The sequence below is a fragment of the Nonomuraea sp. NPDC048892 genome (genome assembly GCF_040649735.1).
GTDB classification, from domain to species: domain Bacteria; phylum Actinomycetota; class Actinomycetes; order Streptosporangiales; family Streptosporangiaceae; genus Nonomuraea; species Nonomuraea maheshkhaliensis.
This window is the reverse complement of the sequence record NZ_JBEZFZ010000002.1, coordinates 778,630-799,053: the sequence shown is the minus strand read 5'-3', so window position 1 is coordinate 799,053 and position 20,424 is coordinate 778,630. Positions and strand designations below refer to the sequence as shown.

The window sequence follows — 20,424 nt, the reverse complement described above, 5'->3', positions numbered from 1 at the left end:
CGTTTACTTCGTGCGGCCGATGCCGTGTTCCATCCGGAACATAGCGGTGGGCGTGACGCTGTCGACGACGTGGTTGAGCACGAACTCGTACGCGGGGCCCCGCTCGACCTCCGCCGGCGAGGACGCGAAGGCGAGGCTGGGCAGGTAGTTCATGCGCGGCACCGGCATGTGCAGCATCAGCGGGTTCGCGACCTTGGCCACCGCCGTCGCCGTGGCCTGGTCGGGGGCGGTGACGAGGAGCATCACGGCCACCTCGCGCGGCGGGCCGGTCTCGAACTCCAGGTCGTCCAGCACCGCGTTGTGGCCGTAGAGGCGCAGGTCGAAGGCGTAGTCGTCGTCCGCGAGCCCGAGCGTCTGGCGCACCCGCCGCCGCAGGTGCGTGCGCAGCAGGTCCGCCCAGGTCTCCAGGTCGCCGAGGATGAGCGGGTCGCGGATCGCACTGAACGAGATCGTCTCGTAGCCGGTGATCCTGGCGCCCTCCAGCTTGACGGTGTGCTGGTCGGCGGTGTGGAAGCGCGAGCCCTCGACCCGCACGGTGCGCTCGTCCACGGCGACGTAGGTGGCCTCGCGCACGTCGAGGGTCCCGGCGGGCTCGCGCATCTCGAACGGGTCCACGGTCTCGTACAGCATGTGGGCGGCGACCGTGTACGGCGTGCACGCGTTGCCCGGGTCGAGCGGCTCGATGGTGAACCCGTCCGCGTCGATCGTGGTGTGCACCCCGCCCGCGCGCGGGTCGATGGTGCACTGCCCGCCACACTCGACGATCTTGGCCGCGTGCCAGCTCGGCCCGGCCGGCATGCTCTTCATCAGCGGGTACGCCGCCGCCACCGCCGTGTCGGTGGCCCGCCCGGCGAGCACGACCTGGGCGCCCGCCTCCAGCGCCTCGACGATCGGCTCGTGGCCCATCATGCCGACGATGTGGGTGCAGCCCTCCAGCGTCTCGGCCCGGATCTCGCCCATGGGCGGCAGCGGATGGATCCGCCCGGCGTCGAGGTGTTCCTTGAGGCCGGCGGCGTCCTGCTCGCTGTAGATCCGCGCGACCTTGAGGTCGAGGCCCTCCTCCGCCATGATCTCGGCCACCATGCCGGCCACCCAGTCGACGCCGCTGTCGGTGCCGCTGGTGCCGCAGGAGCCGATGATCAGCGGCGCGTCCGCGCGGGCCGCCGCCTTGAGCAGGCTGCGCAGGTCGCGGGCCACCGCCTGCGCGGCGGTCTTCGCCGTTCCCGAGCCGAGATAGTACGGGCCCGAGTCGGTGGACCCGCCGTCCACGGTGATCACGTCGACGCCGAGCGCCAGGCCGCGCTCGATCGTGGCCTCGTCCCAGCCGGCGCCGAGCATGCCGACGGGCGTCATGATCCGGACGGAATCGGGTCTGTTGTCCATGCATCGCTTCTTTCTCGGGCGGATTTCTCGGGCGGATTTCTAGGGCGGATTTCTAGGGCGGGGGTCGGATCAGGCGAACCCGCGCGTCATGAGCGGATCAGGCGAACGCTCCTCGGCGGTGGGTGGCGACGCCGCGACCGTATATTTGCTATAGCATCATCGTCAATAGTTGCTTATTTTTCTGCCATTGCGCACGGTATGCTACGGCCGTGGCCATCGAATCCCTCGGAACACTCAGCAGCGACACCCTCGCCGACCGGGCCTATCAGTCGGTACGCGCGGCCATCGTCACGGGCGAGCTCAGGCCGGGCCAGAAGGTGACGGAGCGCGGGCTGGCCGAGCGGCTCGCGGTGAGTCCGACGCCGGTGCGCGAAGCGATCAGGCGGCTGGAGCAGGACGGCCTGCTCGAACGCACGGGCCCGCGCACGGTGAAGGTCTCCACCATCGGCGACATCGCGCTGCAGGAGCTCGCCGAGGTGGAGGTCGCGCTACGCGGGATGGTGGCCAGGTTCGCGGCCCGGCACGTGACGGCCGAGCAGCTCGACCACCTCGACGCCATCCTCGACGAGGCCGACGACCTGCTCATCCTCATCAAGCAGCGCCATCGCGACGGCGACCCCATGGCCAGGCACGTCACCCAGTTGCTCGACACGATGCAGCGCTTCAACGACGCGGTCAGCGCCTGCGCCGACAACCCGGTCCTGGTGCGCCTGCTCGACCAGACCCGGGTGTTCTCCCGTTCCGAGAGCCGGGCCAGGCGGCTGGAGCGCGTCGCGGAAGACCCGAACTTCGGCCTCGACCGCTACGCCAGCCATCGCGCGCTGGTGCGCGCGCTGCGGGCGGGCGACTCGGCGGCGGCCGAGGCCATCGTGATCGAGGACGCCCGCGGCGGCCTGAGCGCCCTGCTCTCGGGCGAAGCCGACCCGTCCCCGCCCCCGTCCCCGCTCCCGTCCATGCCCCCGACCTCGGAGACGTGACCGGGCGTGACCATCCGCGCCCCTGATCCTGGGGTCGCCCTAGGCTCCCGGCACCGCGATCAGGCCGTCTCGGGGTCGTCAGGCTCCCGGGACGGCGAGCAGGGCGCCGATCGCCGCGCTGAGCAGCAGGGTCGCGCCCATGACCGGACCGGCCGAACGGCTGCTGGGCGCGTCGGTGGTGCGCAGGCGCCGGGCCACCACGGCGAGCGCGGCCAGCTGGACGAGTCCGACGGCCGCCACGCCGAGGTCGTTCAGCAGCAGCGCCAGGGGGAGGAAGTGCACCGCCACGACGAGCGCGACCCACCAGGCCATCCACCGGGACGCCCCGCGCCTCGACAGCAGCAGGCAGCCGACTCCGGCGGCGACGACCTCGGCCACGGTCAGGACGCCGAACCAGGCGTACTTCCCCTCCAGCGCGGTCGGCTGGTCCCAGTTCGTGGCGGTCAGGATCCCGAACGCCACGGCGATCCCGATGCCCAGGACCGACCCGGCCCCGAGCCAGACCCGCCAGCGCTGGTCGGGGCTCTCCTGCGACCAGCCGAACCAGACGAAGGCCATCAGTCCGAACCACGCGGTCGTGAAGAACTGGTCGCGGAGGAACTCGGTCAGCATCGGCACTCATTCCTGTGGCGATCAGCGGTCGGAGCAGGACGAAGATCTACATGTCAGCACATGTCGCACTCCGAACGTTTTCGACACTGCTGGGCGAAACCGAAGTGTTATCCGATGCCCCAAACCCGGGCGTTTCCTGCCCTTCGCTGAGGGCAGTCGAGGCGCATGGCTACCCTTCTTTGGATCATCGCCGTCATCCTCGTCATCGCCGGCATCTACGTGCTGCTGGCCCGCCGCGACATCCTGTGGGGCATCGTCCTCATTGTGGTCGGGCTGCTCGTCGGACCTGGCGGTGTGAGCATCTTCAACGTCTGAGCCGCCGTGGGACGCGGGCGACCGCGCTCGCGCCCCACGGCCTCAGCGCGTGACACATCCGGCGGGGCAAGCGCTCCGGCGTCCTCCAACGCGACCTCCGCACCGACGCATTCCGGTACGAGGGTCTTCCGGGTTCACGGGGTGCCCGCCGGGCGGGGGCGCCGCATGCGCAGCCGTACCTGGGAGGAGCCGCTCTTCTGGGTGATGACGAGGTCGTCGCACAGGCGGCGCATGACCCACAGGCCGTAACCGCGAGGCCCGGCCTTCGGCGGCTCGTCCAGGCCGGCGCCAGGGCCGAGCCGGCCCGCCAGGTCGATGACCTCGACGGTGAGGAAGCCGTCGTCGGCCCAGATCCGCACCCAGCCCCGGCCGCCGGCGTGGTCCAGCACGTTGGTGACCGCCTCGTTGGCCGCCAGCGCCAGATCTCCCGCGCGCTGCGGACTCAGCCCGGCCTGCTCCGCGTGGCGGGACACCAGCTCCCGCAGTCCCGCGAGGTCGCTGCTGATCGGCCAGGTCGCGCTGTCGCCGGCGACGCTGTCGGGCAGAGGCGTGAACATCGGCCCCTCCTGCCCGCAATCACGCACCGTGGTCCCATGATGGCAGCACAACCTGCGCGTCCGCAGGCCAAAGCGGACAAAAGTCCGCTTCGACGGCGCCCGGACCCGATGAGACCGGCCGGCGAGTCAGGCCGTCGCGTCAGGCCGCGGGGGCGGGGAGACGGGCGGTGCGGGTGAAGAACTCCTGGATCTGGTGCACGACGGCGGTGAAGTCGTCGAAGCCGGTCGGCTTGGTGACGAAGGCGTTGGCGTGCAGCCGGTAGGTGCCGACGATGTCCTCGTCCTGGGAGGAGGTGCTGAAGACCACGACCGGGATGGTGCGCAGTTCGAGATCGGACTTGATCTGCTCCAGGACCGCGCGGCCGTCGTACTTCGGCAGGTTGAGGTCAAGGATCACCAGGTCGGGACGGGTGGCCTCGGCGTGCGCGCCGCGGCGGAACAGGATGTCGAGGGCCTGCTCCCCGTCCCACGCCAGGAGCAGGTTGGGGCGGGCCCGCCGCGTCTCCGCCTGCTCTTCGAACGCCTCCTGGATCAGGACCTGATCGGCCGGATCGTCCTCGACGACGAGGATGGTGCGCAACTCCGCGGCGTTCATGAGGTGAGCTCTCTCTCAGGACTGCCGGCTGTGGGGGTGTCGTGCTCGGTGAACAGTGCGATCAGTCCTTCGATGTGACGGTCGGCGTCGGCGGGATGGCGGAAGGGCCGGCTGGCGTCGACGCTGTAGTGTGTACGCCTGCCCAGACGCGTGCGGGTTATGTAACCGGCGTTCTCCAGGTCGGTGACGATGGCCTGGACGGCGCGCTCGGTGATGCCGGTGACGGCCGCGATCTCGCGGAGCCGCGCGTTCGGATGCCGGGTGACCTCGATGAGGACCCGGGCGTGGTTGGTCAGGAACGTCCACGGCTTGCCCGTCTGCGGCTGACCCGCATGTTCCACTGCTGACCTCCTTGTCGGCGATGTCGGCGAGAACGTAGGACCGGTCGATAGCTGAAGCCATATTACCGAAATCTCATTCATGAAACAGCCATCGTGGTCATCGGCGTCGAGACCGCGGGGGCGGAAAGCGCCACCGGTCATCCGCGAATCCGTCCGGCCACACGTACGATGACGTCGTGATGATGCCCGCCGGCGAGACCCCCGCCCCCGCGTCCGTGTGCCTGACGTCGTCCACGGCCGGCGACATCGTCGTGATCACCGTGGACGGAGTGCTGGACGCCACCACCCGCCAGCAGTTCGCCGACCACCTCGCCCAGGCCGGCACCTCCATCATCCTCGACCTCGCCGGCGCCACCTTCATGGACAGCCGCGCCCTCGGCCTGATCATCCACCACTGGCAGGCCAGCCAGGCCGCCGACGGCAAATTCGCCCTCGTCGGCGTCGACTACCGCCGCGCCAAAATCATGTGGATCACCGGCCTGGCCAAGGTCCTGCCCCTCTACGACGACCTCGACGAAGCACTCGCCGCCCTCACCTGAGCTGCCCTCGCCTGAGCGAGCGGCATCCGCCCTGGAGCGCGCCCACCCCCCGCGGCCTCGGCGAAGGCCCTCATGTGACACTGTTGCCGCGAAGCGCGACAATTGACCGCCCCGGAGGCGGTGTTGGGGGTGAGAGTGTGCCGCTTCGATGCGCGATCACCGCGGATCTTTCCCTGCTGCGGTCGCGGCTGCACGCCTTCGCCCTCAGTTCCGGATTCTCGGGCGAACGTGCGAACGATCTGATCATCGCGATCAACGAGGCGGCCGCGAACATCCTGGAACACGGTACCGGCGCCGGCGTCCTCACCGCCCGCAGGGACGCGCACGGCATCTGGGTCGAGATCGTCGAGCCGGGCGGCACGCTGACCGCCGATCACCTGCCGCCGTCCGATCCGCCGGCGAGCGCCGTGCGCGGGTTCGGGCTGTGGATCATCCGGCGGCTCTGCGACGTGGTCACCGTCGACCATCCGGACGGGCATCCGCGCCTGCGGGTGCACATGAGCGACACGTCGTGACCACCGGCCCGTCCCCCACGCCCGGCCTGCTGAGCTGGGATAAAAGGCGGGCGGCTGGACAGGACAAGGCTATGACCACGTTCGCTCTGGTCGTCATCGACATGCTGAATCCGTACGACCACCAGGACGCCGAGCCGCTCGCCGAGAAGGCGGCGGCGATCGTCGGGCCGCTGGCGGAGCTCGTCGCGTCCGCAGACGAGCACGACGACGTCGAGCTGGTGTACGTCAACGACAACTACGGCGACTTCGCCGCTGATCGGCGCGAGATCGAGGAGCGGGCGCTCAAGGGCCGGCGGCCGGACCTGGTGCGGCCGGTGCTGCCGCCGCCCGGGTGCGCGTTCCTGCCCAAGGTGCGGCACAGCGTCTTCTTCGGCACATCACTTGAGTATCTGTTGTCCCGGATACGGGTGCGCACGGTCGTGCTGGCCGGGCAGGTGACCGAGCAGTGCGTGCTCTACAGCGCGCTGGACGCGTACGTGCGCGACTACGACCTCACAGTGCCGACCGACTGCGTGGCGGCCATCCACGACGACCTGGGCGAGGCGGCGCTGCGCATGATGGAGCGCAACATGTCGGCGCGCCTCACCACCTCGCGCGCGTGCTTCTCCGGCTGAGCCGCCGAACGGAAGCTCCGCATTCGGTAAGGATCATGCCTGCGGCCCGCGTTCCTGGCGTGGCCGTCCTTTGTCCGGGTAGCCGCCGCGTACCCGGACAAGGAGTACAGAAATGACCAGAACAGCCCCGGAGACGAGGGCCGAGACGGACGTCATCGACCTGCTGCAGGCCCAGCACGGCATGATCAGGGACCTGTTCGACGAGGTCGAGCAGGCGTCCGCGAAGCAGCGCGGCGAGGCGTTCACCCGCCTGGTACGGCTGCTGGCCGTGCACGAGACGGCCGAGGAGGAGATCGTCCACCCCTTCGCCCGGCACGCCATCGACGGCGGCGACGGCGTGGTCAACGACCGTCTCGCCGAGGAGAACGAGGCCAAGCGGCTGCTGTCGCGCATGGACGAGGCCGGGCCAGACGCCCCCGACTTCATGCCGAACCTGCTCATGCTGCGCGCCGCCGTCGAGGCCCACGCCCGCAGCGAGGAGCGTTACGAGTTCGCCCAACTCCGCGCCCACACCAGTGAGGCGCAGCGGCGCGCCATGGCCATGGGTGTCAAGGCCGCCGAGGCGATGGCGCCAACCCACCCCCATCCCGGAACGGAGTCGGCCACCAAGAACCTGCTGGTCGGCACGCCGATCGCAATGATGGATCGGGTCCGCGACACCATCCGTAAGGCCATGGGCAAGAAGCCCTGAGCATGTGTACGCCCCGGCGACGTCGGCGTCCGAGCATCATGTCTACAACCGTATACTCTGGCGTAAGTCTACGAACGTAGACATGAACGTCACGACACGAGGAACGACATGAATCCGCAACTGACGGGCAGACGTGCGCTGGTCACCGGGGCCAGTTCCGGCCTCGGTGAGGCCATCGCCACGGCCCTGGCCGCCGAGGGGGCCGAGGTCGTCGTGCACGGCCGCGACCGGGCCCGTACCGAGTCCGTCGCCGGCGCCATCGAGGCGGCCGGCGGCGGCGCCGTCGTCGCCGTCGGCGACCTGGCCACCGACGCGGGAGCCGACGCCGTGGCCGGGGCCGCGCTGGCGGCTGGGCCGATCGACATCCTGGTCAACAACGCCGGCGCCTACCCGCACCGCTCGTGGCGGGACGCCACGGCCGACGACTGGCGCCAGGCGTACGAGGTCAACGTCATCTCCGGGATCCGCATGATCCAGCGGGTGGTCCCCGGGATGCGGGAGCGCGGCTGGGGCCGGGTCATCCAGATCGGCGGCGGGCTCGCCCTGCAGCCGGGCGCCGAACTGCCGCACTACAGCGCCACGCTGGCGGCCCGGCACAACCTCGCGGTGTCGCTGGCCCGCGAGCTGAAGGGCACCGGCGTCACGTCCAACACCGTCTCCCCCGGCGCCATCCTGGTCGACGGCGTCCGGCGCTTCATCACGGGCCTCGCGGCCGGGCGCGGCTGGGGCGGGACGTGGCCGGAGATCGAACGCCACGCGATCGAGGAGCTGGCGCCGAACGACGTCGCCCGGCTGGGCCGTCCCGAGGAGATCGCCGCCGCGGTGCTCTACCTCAGCGGCCCGCTCGCCGACTACGTCACCGGCACCACCCTGCGCGTGGACGGCGGCACCATCCGCGGCGTGCACTGATCACCCGCCGCGCCGGCGACGAGGGTGAACGCCGCGCCCCCGCCCGCACCGTTCACCGCAGGAGGTGGATTCCCATCTGAAACCCACTCGGTACACTCGCGGTGGACGGCGAGGAGGCGAGCGGTGGCACGAGAGGTGCGCGAGCTGGACGCCGGCTGCGCCATCGCGCAGGCCGCGGCGGTGGTCGGCGAGTGGTGGAGCCTGCTCATCGTGCGGGAGGTCAGCCGGGGCCGGCACCGCTTCGACGACCTCCAGGCCGAGCTGGCCATCTCGCGGCGCGTGCTGGCCGAGCGACTCAAGCACCTGCTCGATCACGCCGTGCTGGAGCGCCGCGCGTACCAACGGCGGCCGGTCCGGTACGAGTACCACCTGACCGACGCCGGCCGGGCGCTGGCCCCCGTGCTGATCGGGCTCCAGGACTGGGCCGACCGCTTCGTCCTCGGCGACGGCACCCTCACCGCCGGCGCCTCCCCCACCGGCCCCGAGGCCGCCCGGCTGCGCGCGCTGACCGGGACCTCCGTACCGCATCCCCTCAGCCTGCCCGCGACCGGCGGGGGCGAGCGGGACGTCGTGGCCGCCGACGCGCCCGCCACCGTGATCTTCACCTACCCGGCCACCGGCGCTCCCGGCCGCCCGCCGGAGGACTGGACGCGGATCCCGGGAGCGGCCGGCTGCACCCTGGAGAACCGCCTGTTCCGCGCCTCTGCCGCCGCCTTCGCGCGGGCCGGCGTGGCCCTGCGCGGGGTGAGCACGCAGAGCCCCGACGAGCAGCAGGCGTTCGCCGACGCCGAGGACATTCCGTTCCCGCTGCTGTCGGACGTGGATCTCGCCCTGTGCGCGGCCCTGCGGCTGCCCACGTTCCGCGCCGGGCAGACCCTGCGGCTCAAGCGGGCCGTCGTCGTCGCCGACGCCCACCGGACGATCCACCACGTCATCTACCCGATCGCCGACATCCCCTCGGCGGTCGACGAGGCCCTGCGGCTCGGCGCCGCGCTGGCGGATGCGGGCAGCAGCGCGCCGGCCAGCCGCCGCCAGTAGGGCATCGCCGACTCCCCCGGCCGCACCCCGATCACCTGTACGGTGACGTGGTCGGCGCCCGCGTCGAGATGGCCGTGCAGCTTGCCCGCGATCGTGTCCAGGTCGCCCCAGAAGACGAAGTCGTCCACCAGCCGGTCGCCGCCACCGCCGGAGAGCTCCTCCTCCGAATACCCCAGCCGCCGGAACTTGGCCAGGTTGTACGGCGTGGACAGGTAGGGACGCAGGTGCTCGCGCGCGACCGCCCGGGCCTCGGCCGGGTCGCTCTCGAACAGCACGGGGTGCTCGACCGCGAGGAAGGGCTCGGTGCCGAGGATGCGCCGCGCCTGCTCGGTGTGCGCCACGTTGACGTGATAGGTCTGCGCGCCGGCGGCCCGGTCGCGGGCCAGCTCCAGCATCTTGGGCCCGTACGCGGCCAGGATGCGCCGCATCGGCCCCCGCGGTGCCGGGCCGACCGGCTCCAGCGTGTCCATCTCGTCCAGGTAGGCGGCCATGGCCGCGAGCGGCGTGGTGCCCGGCCGCGGCTCGCCGCCGAAGCCGAGTCCGAGCACGTGCCGGTCCGGGTAGGCGTCGGCGAGCAGCGCCGCGGCCCCGTACGTCCACCGCGCCCCGCGCGACCAGATGCGCGCGACGCCGTTGACCACGCGCAGCCGACGGGTCGACGCGAGCAGGTAGCCGGCGTGCGTCAGCGCCTCGCGGCCGAGCAGCTCGGGCACCCACACCGCCGGCCAGCCCAGTTCCTCCAGCTCCTGGACCGACTCGCGCACCAGCGCCGCCGGCTGGTGCTCGAAATCAAAGGTGTAGATCCCGAACGTCCCGAGATCCATGCCGTGCATGCCGCTCATCGTGCCTCTCCCCGTTGACCACTTCGCATCAACATATCGCATTATCTCGATGCTAGTGTGCGGGCGGCGCGCTGAGGCACCGGTGGATCAGAGCTCGGACGCGCCCCACGAGGTGACCTTGACCGCGTCCCCGACGGCGATGGCGCCGGTCGCGACCACGGAGAACTTGGCGCCGAAGGCCACCCCGCCCTGGGCGGCCCTGCGGTAGCCGGCCAGGGTGCGCAGCGGCTCGTGACCCGCCTTCGTCCCGCTGCCCTGGTCGATCGTGGTGACGACACAGCGGATGGCGATCTTCGCGTAGCCGAGCTCGGCCGCGCCGATCGTGACGGTGTAGGCGCGGTCCTCGGTGTGCGGCTCGTCCCAGCCGTCCACGACGATGTTGGGACGGAACCGGTTGACGGGCAGCGGGCCCTCGCCGCGCGCGGCGAGCCTGTGGTTGAGCTGGTCGAGGCTGGCGCACGAGACGACGAGCACGGCGCCGCTGTCGGCGAACCCCGCCGTGCCGGACGTCCTGCCGCCGGTCACCCGGTCGTGCTCGGGCGGCACCCGGACGAGCCTGCTCGGCTGCCCGAGCACGTGCGAGAGCCAGCGCCCGGCCGCCGGCCCCTGGTCGATGCCCAGATACGGGTTCCCGAACAGCTCCACGCGCTCCCGAGTGCCGCTCACGTCCACGTCGAGGTCCAGATCCTCGATGCCGGGAGCCCGCAGGCGCAGCCGCGCGCCGCCGTCGCCGACCTCGGGGCGGATCAGCGCCATCCGCGGATCGCGGCGCTGGCTCATGAATCCGCCCTCCTCGTTGACGACCATGAAGCTGCGGTCGTACGCGAGGCCGGCGGGTGTGAGCGTCACCTCTTCCGCCGCCACTCCGGCGCATCCTTTGATCGGGTAGTACGTCAGTGCGGTGACGCGTGCTGCCATGCGCTGTTCCTCCGTGGCGAGTCCCGCGCTCGTCCGGTCCCGCCGGGCCGAGGGGGCTCTTTTTCACTTCTGTCCGAGTTCCAGAATGAAACCTACTCGGCCGGGGAACAGCCCGCCAACCGGGAACGAGCCGCATGACGGTGATGCGTGATGCTTGATGCGTGATGCTGGGCCAGACCGGCTCAGCTCGGGGTGCCGGTGGCGGCCTCGGCGGCCTCGGCCAGCTCGGCGTCCCGTTCGCCCTGGCCGGCGTGGGCGTCCAGCTGGGCCTGGTTGCTCTCGGCGCGCGCCAGGTCGCGGTGGCCGGTGGCGAGGATGGCGATGCCGACGAGGATCGCGCAGGCGCCGATGACGAACGGCACGTGCACGTTGTAGTGCTCGGCGAGCTGCCCGGCCGCGAACGGCGCCAGGCCGCCGCCGATGAAGCGCACGAACCCGTACGCCGCCGAGGCCACCGGCCGTTCCACCGGCGCGACCATCATCACGGCCTGGGTGGTCAGCGTGTTGTTCACGCCGATGAAGACGCCGGCCACGATCACGGCGGTGATCAGCACCGGCCGGTTGTCGACGAAGGCGGCGATGACGAAGATGACCACCGCGAACAGGGCGAGATTGCCGTAGAGCGTGCGGGCCAGGCCCAGCCGGCGCTGCAGCCAGGGCGCGCCGGCCACCGAGAAGATCGCCACCATCAGGCCCCAGCCGGTGAAGACGAGGCCGAGCTGGATGGCGTCCAGCTCCATGGGGAAGGGCGCGTAGCCGAGCACCGTGAAGAAGCCCCAGTTGTAGCAGAGGGCCGTCAGGCTCATGATCAGCAGGCCGCGATGGCGCAGGGCCTTGAGCGGGTCGAGCAGGGAGGTTCTGCGCGCGGGTTTCGGCTGCGGGCGTACCAGCAGGACGGTGGCGAGCAGGGCGACGGTCATCAGCACGGCTACGCCGTAGAAGGGGCCGCGCCAGCTGATGTGGCCCAGCGCGCCGCCGAGCAGCGGGCCGATGGCGATGCCCAGGCCGAGCGCGGCCTCGTACAGGATGATCGCGCCGCTGAAGCCGCCGCTGGCGGCGGCCACGATGACGGCCAGGGACGTCGCCACGAACAGGGCGTTGCCCAGCCCCCAGCCCGCGCGGAAGCCGATGATGCCGCCGACGCTGCCGGAGGTGCCGGCCAGCGCGCTGAACACGACGATCAGCACGAGCCCGGCGATCAGCGTCCACTTGGCGCCGATGCGGCTGGACACCCAGCCGGTGATCAGCATCGCGACGGCCATGACGACCAGGTAACTCGTGAACAGCAGCGTCACCTGGCTGGGCGAGGCGTGCAGGTCGGCGGAGATCGCGGGCAGGATCGGGTCGACGAGGCCGATCCCCATGAAGGAGATCACGCACGCGAACGCGACCGCCCAGACGGCCTTGGGCTGACGGAACGGGCTCGGGGCAGGGCTGATGGGGCTGGGGGCGGGGCTGGTCATTCACTCACCTCGGGGGAGGGGACAGCGGGGTCGGCGGGGCCGAAGGCTCGCGCGGTCAGCCGTTCGAGGGCAGGCAGCGCGGCGGCGATGGCGGCGCGGTCTTCCTGGGGCAGCTCCGCCAGCAGCTCGGCCAGCCGCTTGGCCTGGACCGCGCGGCGGCGGGCCAGCTCGGCGCGGCCGTGCCGGGTGATGGCGACCACGACGACACGCCGGTCGGAGGGGTCGGGCTGCCGCTCGGCCAGCGCCTCCCGTTCGAGCCGGGAGACGAGCTGGGTCATCGCGGGCTGCGTGACGCCCTCCATGACGGCCAGGTCGGTGAGCCGGCGTGGGCCCAGGCGTTCCAGGTTGGCCAGCGTGGACAGCGCCGTGATCGACAGGTCCCTGGGGACGTCGAGCAGGCGCATCATCGTCCTGATCCGGGCCAGCCCGACCGCCAGCTCCAGCTCGTCCACGGGCTGAGCAGGGGGATCGACATCCATAAGCAACTTATATCACTGGCTTATGTATGCCTTTACCCCGGGTTGCCCCGCGACCGAGCCCGGGGTGGGCTCAGGCGGCAAGGTGTTCGACGCCGGCGCACCACACGCGCAGGACGTGCTCGGTCGCGGTGATGCCGGCCAGCGGGTCGCCATCGATGAGGACGAGGTCGGCCCGGCGGCCGGGCTCGACGCTCCCCCGGTCGCCGAGGGAGAAGTGCCGCGCGGGCAGGGACGTCGCCGCGCGCAGCGCCTCGGCGGGGCCCAGCCCGGCCTCGACCAGCAGCCGCAGCCCCTGGTGCAGGCTCGCGCCGTGCTCGACCTGGAAGGGGACGCCGGGCTCGTCGTTGGCGTCGGTCCCGGCCAGAACGGGCACACCGGCCGCGTGCAGAGCCGCCACGGTCGCCGTGCTACCGGCGAAGCCGCCGGGGGCGCCGGAGGCGCGCTGGGCACCGCCAGCACCGTGAGCACCGTGAGCACCGTGAGCACCGTGAGCACCGTGAGCACCGTGAGCACCGTCAGCGCCTTGGGCGCCGAAGAAGCGGGCGAGGCCCTGCATCATGACCAGGGTCGGGACGGCCACGCGTCCCTCGGCGCGCATGCGGGTCACGTCGGCGGGGTCGGCAGCCGCGCCGCGCGGGCAGTGGGTGATGACGTCGGCGCCGGAGTCGACGGCCATCGTGTACGCCCCGGCGGAGGCGGCGTGCGCGACCACCCGCCGGCCGCGCGCGTGGGCGGCGTCCACGATCGCCTTGGCCACGCCGGCCTCCAGGCCGCCCCCGCCGGGCGCCTCCATGATGATCTTGACGTAGTCCGCGCCCTCCGCGATCCGGGCTGCGACCCAGCCCTCCGCCTCGCGGGCGTCCGTGACGACGGCCTCGGGCTCCTTCACCAGCAGGCGGGCGTGCGGTCCCTCGGGCCCGATGGCAGGCAGTCCGGCGCTGCGCAGGTCGGCGGTGCCCGGGGCGCCACGCAGCGAGGCGGACAGCTCCGGCGGCCAGGAGGCCATGTCCAGGCCGGTGGTCACCCCATGGCGGGCCAGCGCGTCCCGGGCGCGGGCGCTGCGGACGTGGACGTGGCCGTCGATCAGTCCGGGAAGCAGGACGGCCCCACGGGCGTCGATCCGCTCGCCCCGCGCCGCCCCGGAGGCGATGAGCCCGTTCTCGACGACGACGGTGGCCGGTTCCGTCAGCCGCCACCCGTCGAAGACCCGCGCGTTGACCAGGGCGAATGCGTTCACGATGGAGCCCTCCTCCATTTAAGGGACAGAATTGTCCTCTAATGAGGTGAGGCTAGTCCCCGGGGAGCTGGCATGTCCAATGCGGGCCGCGCGCCCGGGTCGGCTATAACCGGAGGCGTGCTCCCGCATCCCGCCGACGCCACCGACCCTCCGCCCCACCCCGCCGACGCCACCGACCCTCCGCCCCACCCCGCCGACGCCACCGGCCCTCCGCCCCACCCCGCCGACGCCACCGGCCCTCCGCCCCACCCCGCCGACGAACCGGCTCCCGGCTCCGGCGCCGGACCGGCGGGCAGGCCCACCCGGCGGCGGGGTGAGGCGCTGACCAGGGCGATCTACCGGGCCGCGTTCGAGGAGCTGGCCCGGCACGGATACGACGCGCTCGCCTTCGACAAGCTCGCCCCCCGCGCGGAGACCGGCAAGTCGGTCCTCTACCGCCGCTGGTCGAGCCCCGCCGAGCTGCTGCTGGACGCGATGAAGGATCCGGTCGAGGGGTTCGCCGACGCCCCCGTTCCCGACACGGGCACCCTGCGCGGCGACCTGCTCGCCCTGCTACGTGGGCTGGCCCGCGTGCTCGACGAGCCACGCGGCCGGGCCATCATCCCGCTGCTGACCGACCGGGGCCGCCCGCCGGAGCTGCACGACGCCGTCCGTTCCCTGGTCATCGTCCGCCACCAGGACATCGTCATCGGACGCCTGCGCGCCGCCGCCGAACGCGGTGAGGCGGATCCGGCGGCGGTGACGCCGCTGGTCGCGTCCGTCGGGCCGCGCATGATCCTGGGCGAGACGATGCACAAAGGGCACGTGAGCGAGGAGGACGTCGTCGCCGTCGTCGACGACGTCCTCCTGCCCCTCACTGCGCCCCGCCATCCGCGCGGCCCGAACCCCTGACCGCGCCCCGCCACCCGCGCGGCCCGAACCCCGGAGACCTGGTCAGGCCACCCGCGCAGGCCGAACCCCGGAGGCCGGGTCAGGCCGAGCCGCCGCCCAGGCTGATCTCGTTGCCATCGGGGTCCCGGTAGATCACCTTGGTCGCGCCCCCTTCGAACGTCTCCCGCTCCGCGGGCTCGATCCCCCGCCCCGCGACCTCGGCGACCTCCTTGTCCAGGTCGCCGACGTACAGCAGCACCAGGGCGTTCCCCGCCCGTCGCGGATCCTGGACGATGTAGACGTAACGGTGCTCGGCCGTCTCCCACACCGCCTCGATGTCGTTGGGCAGGAACGACGGCGGCCGGCCGAAGAACTGCTCGTACCAGGGCGCCGCCGCCGCGTAGTCGGTGACGGGAATGCCGGCGAAGAGATCCACTGTCAGGTCCTCATCCGTGTGCTGGGCCGATGTGTCACCCGTACCGACCTTCGCGGCGACGAAAACTCATCGCGACCAGGACCAGGCGACGGGCAGGGAGTGCACGCCGAAGATGAGCATCTCGTCCCGCAGCGGCACCTGCCCGGCGGGCACGGCCAGGCGCAGGCCGGGCAGGCGGGTGATCAGCTCGCGCAGGCCGATCCGCAGCTCGACCCGGGCCAGCTGCTGGCCCAGGCACTGGTGGATGCCGTGGCCGAAGGCAAGGTGCGAGGCGCGCGGGCGGAGCACGTCGAACCGGTCGGGTTCGGCCCAGTGCCGCTCGTCGCGGTTGACCTCCGGCGTGGCGATCACGACCGTGGCGCCGGCGGGGAGGTCCACGCCGCCCACCGTGACCGGCTCGGTGGTGACCCGGCTGACACCGAGCTGGATGATCGACAGGTAACGCAGCAGCTCCTCAACCGCGTCGTCGATCAGTCCCGGGTCGTCACGCAGGGCGCCGAGCTGGCCGGGGTGCTGGAGCAGCGCGAAGGCGCCCAGGCCGAGCATGTTCGCGGTGGTCTCGTGGCCGGCGCCGAGCAGCACGGTGGCGATGTCGACGAGCTGGGCGTCGGTCAGCGGCGGGTCGGCGTCGTGGATGAGGCCGGACAGCAGGTCGTCGGTGCGACGGGCGCGCTTGTCCGCGACGAGCCGGCGCATGAACGCGTGCAGCGCGGCGCCGGCCTCGGCCCGTGCCTCGGGCGGGGCGGCGGAGTTGAGCGAGACGGCGGTGCGTTCCTGGAACTCGGCCCGGTCGGCGTAGTCCACGCCGAGCAGCTCGCAGATGACCAGCGAGGGCAGCGGCAGGGCGAACGCGGGGACGAGGTCGGCCTCGGTCCCGGCCGCCCGCATCGCCTCGATGTGCTCGACGGCGATCTCCCTGACCCGCGCCTCCAGGGCCCGCATGCGCCGCACCGTGAACTGGCCGGTCAGCAGCCGCCGGATCCGGGTGTGCTCGGGCGGGTCCATGAACACGAAGAGCCCGTCCGCGCGGCTCTCGACAGCGGGCGCCTGAGGCGCCTTACCAGCCGCCAGAGCGGCCACCTCGTCCGGCCGCAGCGACATGGCCTCGCGGTGGCGCAGCTTGTCGGCGCTGAAGCGCGCGTCCGCCAGGACCGTACGGGCCTCCTCGAAGCCGGTCACCAGCCAGGCCGCCGCGCCGTTCGCCAGCGGCAGCGGCTGGACGGCGCCCCGCCCGCGCCGTTCGCGCAGCCCCGACGGCGGATCGAACGGGCAGCCGGCCCGCTCGACCAGGTTCGCGGGCAGGATCCTGCGCGCCGCCGTGGGATTGGCGGTGCGGGGCTCCTCGGTCAGGCTGTTGTCGGTCATCGGCACGTCCTGTTCCCGGGCGGGCCGCTTCCCGGCCCGCCCGTCCGGCGAAGGCGCAATCGTACCGAAACTACATGGCGCGCATCATTGCATAACGTGCATATTTTGCGCGTGGTTCAGGGGGTCCGCTGCGGGCCCGTCCCGCGGTGCTGGAGCAGCATGAGCGCGATGTCGTCTGCGCGGTGCCTGGTGTGGGGCGCGTGGTCGAGCAGGGCGTCGGTGAGGTGTTCGAGGGGTTCGTCGCAGGCGCGGGTGAGGTGCGCGGCGAGCCCGCCGATGGCCTCGTCGAGGTCGGTCCCCGGCGCCTCGACCAGGCCGTCGGTGTAGAGGGCCAGGACGGCGCCGGGCGGGAACGGCGTCTGCACGGTGGGATAGTCGGCGTCGGGATCGATGCCGAGCAGCACGCCGGGCGGCACGTCGATGACCTCGGCGGGCATGCTCGGCGGGCGCAGCAGCGGCGGCAGGTGCCCGGCGTTGGCCGCGCAGAGCGTGCGCAGCCGCAGGTTGACGTAGACGAGCAGGCAGCTGGTGAACAGGTCGGCGCGCAGGTCGATGAGCAGGCGGTTGGTGTGCATGAGCACGTCGCCGGGGCCGGCGCCGGTGGCGGCGTAGGCGTGGATGGCCGTGCGGACCTGGCCCATGAGCGCGGCGGCGGTCATGTTGTGTCCCTGGACGTCCGCGATGACCGCGGCGGCGGTGGTGTCGTCGAGCCGGATGAGGTCGTAGAAGTCGCCGCCGACGCCGACGCCCCGCGTGGCGGGCACGTAGCGGGCGGCCACCTCCAGCCCGGCGATCTCGGGCAGGCTGCCGGGCAGCAGGGAGGTCTGCAGGGTGTGGGAGAGCCGGTCCTTGGTGTCGTAGACGAGGGCCCGGTCGAGCGCCGGCCCCATCATGCCGGCCAGGGCGGTGAGCGTGGCGCGCTGCTCGGGGGTGAAGGGATGGGGATGGTCGAAGGCGAGCACGCAGCAGCCGAAGATGTCGTCGGAGACGGACAGCGGCAGGAACGCCCAGGCTTCCATCGGATCGTCGCGCCCCAGCTCGGGATAGAGCTCCCCCAGCTCGCTCCAGCCGCCCGCGAACAGCGGCTCGCCGCTGCGCAGGACCTGCGCCACTGGTGTGGGCGAGTGCAGGGGCAGCCCGTCGAACTGGTGGAGCACGCCGGCCGGATATCCGTGGGAGCCGACGATCCGCATCCGGCCGCCCTCGGCGATCACGATCGCCATGGCCGTGGCCCGGAACACCGGCATGACGTGGTCGGCGATCAGGTCGACGGCTTCGCGTACGTTCAGGGCCCGGGTCAGGCCCGCCACCATGTGCAGGAAGTTGTAGTAGACGTCCACCCGGTGCATCCCCGCCGCGCCGGCGGAGGGATCGCGCGGGTAGGCGTTGGCCGGGTCGTCCTGCGCGGCCGGGGTGATGCGCAGGCTGATGCCCGACGGGTCGGGATAGAGCCAGAACCGCAGCTCACGGCCGTCGGGATGACGGGCGGTGCACCACGTGAGCTCCTGGCTGACCACCGCGGCCCGGCAGCGGTCCTCGAAGACGGGGTCCTTCAGCCACGCCGCCACCTCCCACAGCGGTTTCCCGCGCAGTTCGGCCAGGTCGGTGCCGAGCAGGGCGGCCGCGGTCGCGTCGGCGAAGGTGATGACGCCGTCCAGGTTGAGCGCGACGCAGGCGCCGCGCAGCCGGTCGAGATAGCCGGCCATGGCGGCGTGCGGCTCCGGCATCAGGGCCCGCCCCTGCGGCAGGACGCGCGGCTCCCCGGCGGGCTCCAGCGCATGCCCGCTGTCGGCCGCCTGCGCGAGCAGGGTGGCCATGTTGTGGGCGGCGGCCTCGACGGCCTCCCGCTCGGCGGCGGCGAGCTCGGCCGGCCGCGAGGCCGGCCAGAGCAGGACCAGCGCCCCCCACAACCGCGGCCCGTCGCACAGGGGAACGGCGACGCACGCGAACCGGTACGGCAGCGCCAGGGCCGACCCGGGGAACCTGGCCGCCATCTCCTGGCGGTCGGGCACCCAGATCAGCCGGCGCCTCCGGACCGCCGCGGCCACCGGCGCGCTCGCGTTCGTCCTGATCCTGGTCCACGGCTTGACGATCTGGCCGGGCAGGCCGATCTCGGCCTCCATCAGCAGGACCCGCTCCCCGTTGTCCATCACATCGCCGGGCACGCCGCCGGGCACGTCCCCGGGCACGTCGCCGGGCGGGGAGAGCAGGTAGATCGCGCCGATGTGCGCCATCGTGTCACGGACAACCCGGGCCAAGGCCTCGTCCAGCCCCGCCGTGTACGGCCGGATCCGCTCATCAGCGCGGCTCCGCACGCGCTACCTCGTTCCGTCCTGCGCTGTCGTCGATGCCGTACCCGTTGGAGCTGTCATGGGTTCAATCGTAGGGAGCGGTGTCCGGGACGAGACCCACCGTTGCCACATCTTGGCGACGGACTTGCAGGAATATGGCCCTTTGTCACCAATCCGGCGTAGGGCCCTTGGGGCGCGGATCCGGGGGTGCGGTGGAGCGGCGGGTGACGAGGGTAGGGGTGACCGAGAAGCGCACCGCGGCGGTGCGCCCGCCGATGCGTTCGAGCAGCAGCCGGCCCGCCGTCCGCCCCATCAGCGCGCCGTCCTGGTCGACGCTGGTCAGCGCGATGTGCGCGAGCCCGGTCACGCGGGCGTTGTCGTAGCCGGCCACGGAGATGTCGCCGGGGACGGTCAGGCCGGCCTCGTGGACGGCCGCGAGGGCGCCGAAGGCGGCCTGGTCGGAGCCGGCGAAGATGGCGGTGGGGCGCGGGTCGCGCGACAGCAGCTCGCGGGTGCCCTCGTAGCCGCCCTCCTCGGTGTAGGAGGTGCTGGCCACGGCGATGTGCTCGGCCAGGCCGTGCTCGGTCATCACCCGTTCGTAGGTGGCCGCCCTGATGGTCTGCAGCAGGGCGGTCGAGCGGCTCCTGAGGGAGTCGGTGATGTGCGCGACGCGCCGGTGGCCCAGCCCGATGAGGTGCTCGACCGCCAGTTCGGCCCCCACCTCGTCGTCGTCGAGGACGCAGTCGTAGCGGGAGGAGCGGTCGTGGCGGCCGAGCACGACGAGCGGGGTGTCGTCGGCCAGCTGTTCCAGCTGCGCCCTGGCGCAGGCGGGGGCGACCCAGAAGACGCCGTCCACCTGCCGGTCCACCAGCGCGTCGCTCGCGCGCCGCTCCGCGGCGGGGTCGCGGCCGCCGCTCTGCACCATGATGGCCTGGTATCCGCTGGCGGAGATCTCCTCCGTCAGTCCGTCGATGATGTCGGCGAAGAACGGGTTCCTGATGTGCGGCAGCAGCACGCCGATGGTGAAGGTGCGCCCGCGCATGGCGCGGGCCGCGTTGTGCGGGCGGTAGCCGAGATCGTCGATGGCGGCCCGCACCTTGGCGCGCATCGCCTCGCTGACACCGCTGGCGTTGCGCAGCACCTTCGACACCGCCGTGGTGGACACCTGGGCGTGCCTGGCCACGTCGGTGATCGTCACCCTGCGCTGCCGGTCCCGTGTGACCATGTGCCGCCTCTCGCTCGACCAGACGCCGCTCGATTGTACGAGCCCCGCACCACCTCCACCTGGGATGGGTAACGTTACCCATCCGGCCTCGCCAAACCTTCAACATGCCCGCGATGACAAGGATGTCGATCGGGGACCGTTCCCCATCCGAGTCTTGACGACCCGCCACGTAACGCTTACGTTAACTCCCATCGGGGGACGTTTAAAACGTT

At 72.1% G+C, this 20,424-nt stretch carries 23 protein-coding genes; 9 read left to right on the top strand and 14 right to left on the bottom strand.

Going from position 1 to position 20,424, the window contains the following annotated elements:
* Positions 1 to 3: 3 nt before the first annotated feature.
* Positions 4 to 1,383: an acyclic terpene utilization AtuA family protein gene (locus AB0C28_RS09025; RefSeq protein WP_357842642.1), complete on the bottom strand. Its 1,380-nt coding sequence runs from the start codon at positions 1,381 to 1,383 to the stop codon at positions 4 to 6.
* A gap of 209 nt (positions 1,384 to 1,592) precedes the next feature.
* Between AB0C28_RS09025 and AB0C28_RS09020 the strand changes: the two genes are divergently transcribed.
* Positions 1,593 to 2,360: a GntR family transcriptional regulator gene (locus AB0C28_RS09020; protein ID WP_357842639.1), complete on the top strand. Its 768-nt coding sequence runs from the start codon at positions 1,593 to 1,595 to the stop codon at positions 2,358 to 2,360.
* Between the two features lie 78 nt (positions 2,361 to 2,438).
* Here AB0C28_RS09020 and AB0C28_RS09015 read toward each other — a convergent pair whose 3' ends face one another.
* Positions 2,439 to 2,972, bottom strand: a complete 534-nt coding sequence (locus tag AB0C28_RS09015) for a hypothetical protein (protein ID WP_358073509.1) — start codon at positions 2,970 to 2,972, stop codon at positions 2,439 to 2,441.
* Positions 2,973 to 3,137: 165 nt separating this feature from the next.
* Here AB0C28_RS09015 and AB0C28_RS09010 point away from each other — a divergent pair, with 165 nt between their 5' ends.
* Complete coding sequence (locus AB0C28_RS09010) at positions 3,138 to 3,287, top strand: GPGG-motif small membrane protein (RefSeq protein WP_181307280.1); 150 nt, start codon at positions 3,138 to 3,140, stop codon at positions 3,285 to 3,287.
* Positions 3,288 to 3,421: 134 nt separating this feature from the next.
* Here AB0C28_RS09010 and AB0C28_RS09005 read toward each other — a convergent pair whose 3' ends face one another.
* From AB0C28_RS09005 to AB0C28_RS08995, 3 genes are all read right to left on the bottom strand, one after another.
* Entirely contained in the window at positions 3,422 to 3,844 is a 423-nt protein-coding gene (locus tag AB0C28_RS09005; protein ID WP_357842633.1) for an ATP-binding protein, read from the bottom strand.
* 139 nt (positions 3,845 to 3,983) lie between these two features.
* Complete coding sequence (locus AB0C28_RS09000) at positions 3,984 to 4,439, bottom strand: response regulator (RefSeq protein ID WP_357842630.1); 456 nt, start codon at positions 4,437 to 4,439, stop codon at positions 3,984 to 3,986.
* Positions 4,436 to 4,780, bottom strand: coding sequence for a helix-turn-helix domain-containing protein (locus AB0C28_RS08995; protein ID WP_357842627.1), 345 nt, complete (start codon positions 4,778 to 4,780; stop codon positions 4,436 to 4,438). Before AB0C28_RS08995 ends, AB0C28_RS09000 begins: the two co-directional genes overlap by 4 nt.
* A 179-nt stretch (positions 4,781 to 4,959) precedes the next feature.
* Between AB0C28_RS08995 and AB0C28_RS08990 the strand changes: the two genes are divergently transcribed.
* The 6 genes from AB0C28_RS08990 to AB0C28_RS08965 all read left to right on the top strand — a co-directional run bounded on the left by AB0C28_RS08990 (position 4,960) and on the right by AB0C28_RS08965 (position 9,086).
* A complete protein-coding gene (locus AB0C28_RS08990) occupies positions 4,960 to 5,319 on the top strand; it encodes an STAS domain-containing protein (protein ID WP_357843100.1) in 360 nt (119 codons plus the stop codon).
* A 137-nt stretch (positions 5,320 to 5,456) separates the two neighbouring features.
* Positions 5,457 to 5,834 carry an ATP-binding protein gene (locus tag AB0C28_RS08985; RefSeq protein WP_357842624.1) on the top strand — a complete coding sequence of 126 codons (378 nt, stop codon included), beginning with the start codon at positions 5,457 to 5,459 and terminating at the stop codon, positions 5,832 to 5,834.
* Positions 5,835 to 5,905: 71 nt separating this feature from the next.
* Positions 5,906 to 6,448 (top strand): isochorismatase family cysteine hydrolase, encoded by a 543-nt coding sequence (locus AB0C28_RS08980; protein WP_357842620.1) that lies wholly within the window; start codon positions 5,906 to 5,908, stop codon positions 6,446 to 6,448.
* A 112-nt stretch (positions 6,449 to 6,560) separates the two neighbouring features.
* Positions 6,561 to 7,139, top strand: coding sequence for a hemerythrin domain-containing protein (locus tag AB0C28_RS08975; RefSeq protein ID WP_357842617.1), 579 nt, complete (start codon positions 6,561 to 6,563; stop codon positions 7,137 to 7,139).
* 108 nt (positions 7,140 to 7,247) lie between these two features.
* The gene (locus AB0C28_RS08970; protein ID WP_358073508.1) at positions 7,248 to 8,048 is read left to right on the top strand and encodes an SDR family NAD(P)-dependent oxidoreductase; all 801 of its coding nucleotides are present in this window, start codon (positions 7,248 to 7,250) and stop codon (positions 8,046 to 8,048) included.
* A 123-nt stretch (positions 8,049 to 8,171) separates the two neighbouring features.
* Positions 8,172 to 9,086, top strand: a complete 915-nt coding sequence (locus AB0C28_RS08965) for a winged helix-turn-helix transcriptional regulator (protein ID WP_357842611.1) — start codon at positions 8,172 to 8,174, stop codon at positions 9,084 to 9,086.
* Here AB0C28_RS08965 and AB0C28_RS08960 read toward each other — a convergent pair.
* The 5 genes from AB0C28_RS08960 to AB0C28_RS08940 form a co-directional block, all read right to left on the bottom strand.
* Complete coding sequence (locus AB0C28_RS08960) at positions 8,984 to 9,928, bottom strand: TIGR03620 family F420-dependent LLM class oxidoreductase (RefSeq protein ID WP_357842608.1); 945 nt, start codon at positions 9,926 to 9,928, stop codon at positions 8,984 to 8,986. The genes AB0C28_RS08965 and AB0C28_RS08960 overlap by 103 nt on opposite strands.
* 87 nt (positions 9,929 to 10,015) lie before the next feature.
* A complete protein-coding gene (locus AB0C28_RS08955) occupies positions 10,016 to 10,846 on the bottom strand; it encodes an MOSC N-terminal beta barrel domain-containing protein (RefSeq protein WP_358073507.1) in 831 nt (276 codons plus the stop codon).
* Positions 10,847 to 11,028: 182 nt separating this feature from the next.
* Complete coding sequence (locus tag AB0C28_RS08950; protein WP_357842601.1) at positions 11,029 to 12,309, bottom strand: MFS transporter; 1,281 nt, start codon at positions 12,307 to 12,309, stop codon at positions 11,029 to 11,031.
* Positions 12,306 to 12,788, bottom strand: a complete 483-nt coding sequence (locus AB0C28_RS08945) for a MarR family transcriptional regulator (protein ID WP_357842598.1) — start codon at positions 12,786 to 12,788, stop codon at positions 12,306 to 12,308. The genes AB0C28_RS08950 and AB0C28_RS08945 overlap by 4 nt, the downstream gene beginning before the upstream one ends.
* A gap of 70 nt (positions 12,789 to 12,858) precedes the next feature.
* Positions 12,859 to 14,025, bottom strand: coding sequence for an amidohydrolase family protein (locus AB0C28_RS08940; protein ID WP_358073506.1), 1,167 nt, complete (start codon positions 14,023 to 14,025; stop codon positions 12,859 to 12,861).
* 117 nt (positions 14,026 to 14,142) lie between these two features.
* On the opposite strand from AB0C28_RS08940, the gene AB0C28_RS08935 reads away from it, so the two are divergent.
* Entirely contained in the window at positions 14,143 to 14,916 is a 774-nt protein-coding gene (locus tag AB0C28_RS08935) for a TetR/AcrR family transcriptional regulator C-terminal ligand-binding domain-containing protein (protein WP_358073505.1), read from the top strand.
* 79 nt (positions 14,917 to 14,995) lie between these two features.
* Here the strand turns inward: AB0C28_RS08935 and AB0C28_RS08930 are convergent, their stop codons facing one another.
* The 4 genes from AB0C28_RS08930 to AB0C28_RS08915 form a co-directional block, all read right to left on the bottom strand.
* Positions 14,996 to 15,331 (bottom strand): VOC family protein, encoded by a 336-nt coding sequence (locus AB0C28_RS08930; protein WP_358073504.1) that lies wholly within the window; start codon positions 15,329 to 15,331, stop codon positions 14,996 to 14,998.
* Positions 15,332 to 15,397: 66 nt separating this feature from the next.
* Positions 15,398 to 16,696 carry a cytochrome P450 gene (locus AB0C28_RS08925; protein WP_357842589.1) on the bottom strand — a complete coding sequence of 433 codons (1,299 nt, stop codon included), beginning with the start codon at positions 16,694 to 16,696 and terminating at the stop codon, positions 15,398 to 15,400.
* 116 nt (positions 16,697 to 16,812) lie between these two features.
* Entirely contained in the window at positions 16,813 to 19,011 is a 2,199-nt protein-coding gene (locus AB0C28_RS08920) for a SpoIIE family protein phosphatase (protein ID WP_358073503.1), read from the bottom strand.
* Positions 19,012 to 19,153: 142 nt separating this feature from the next.
* Positions 19,154 to 20,212, bottom strand: a complete 1,059-nt coding sequence (locus tag AB0C28_RS08915; protein ID WP_357842583.1) for a LacI family DNA-binding transcriptional regulator — start codon at positions 20,210 to 20,212, stop codon at positions 19,154 to 19,156.
* Between the last annotated feature and the right edge of the window lie 212 nt (positions 20,213 to 20,424).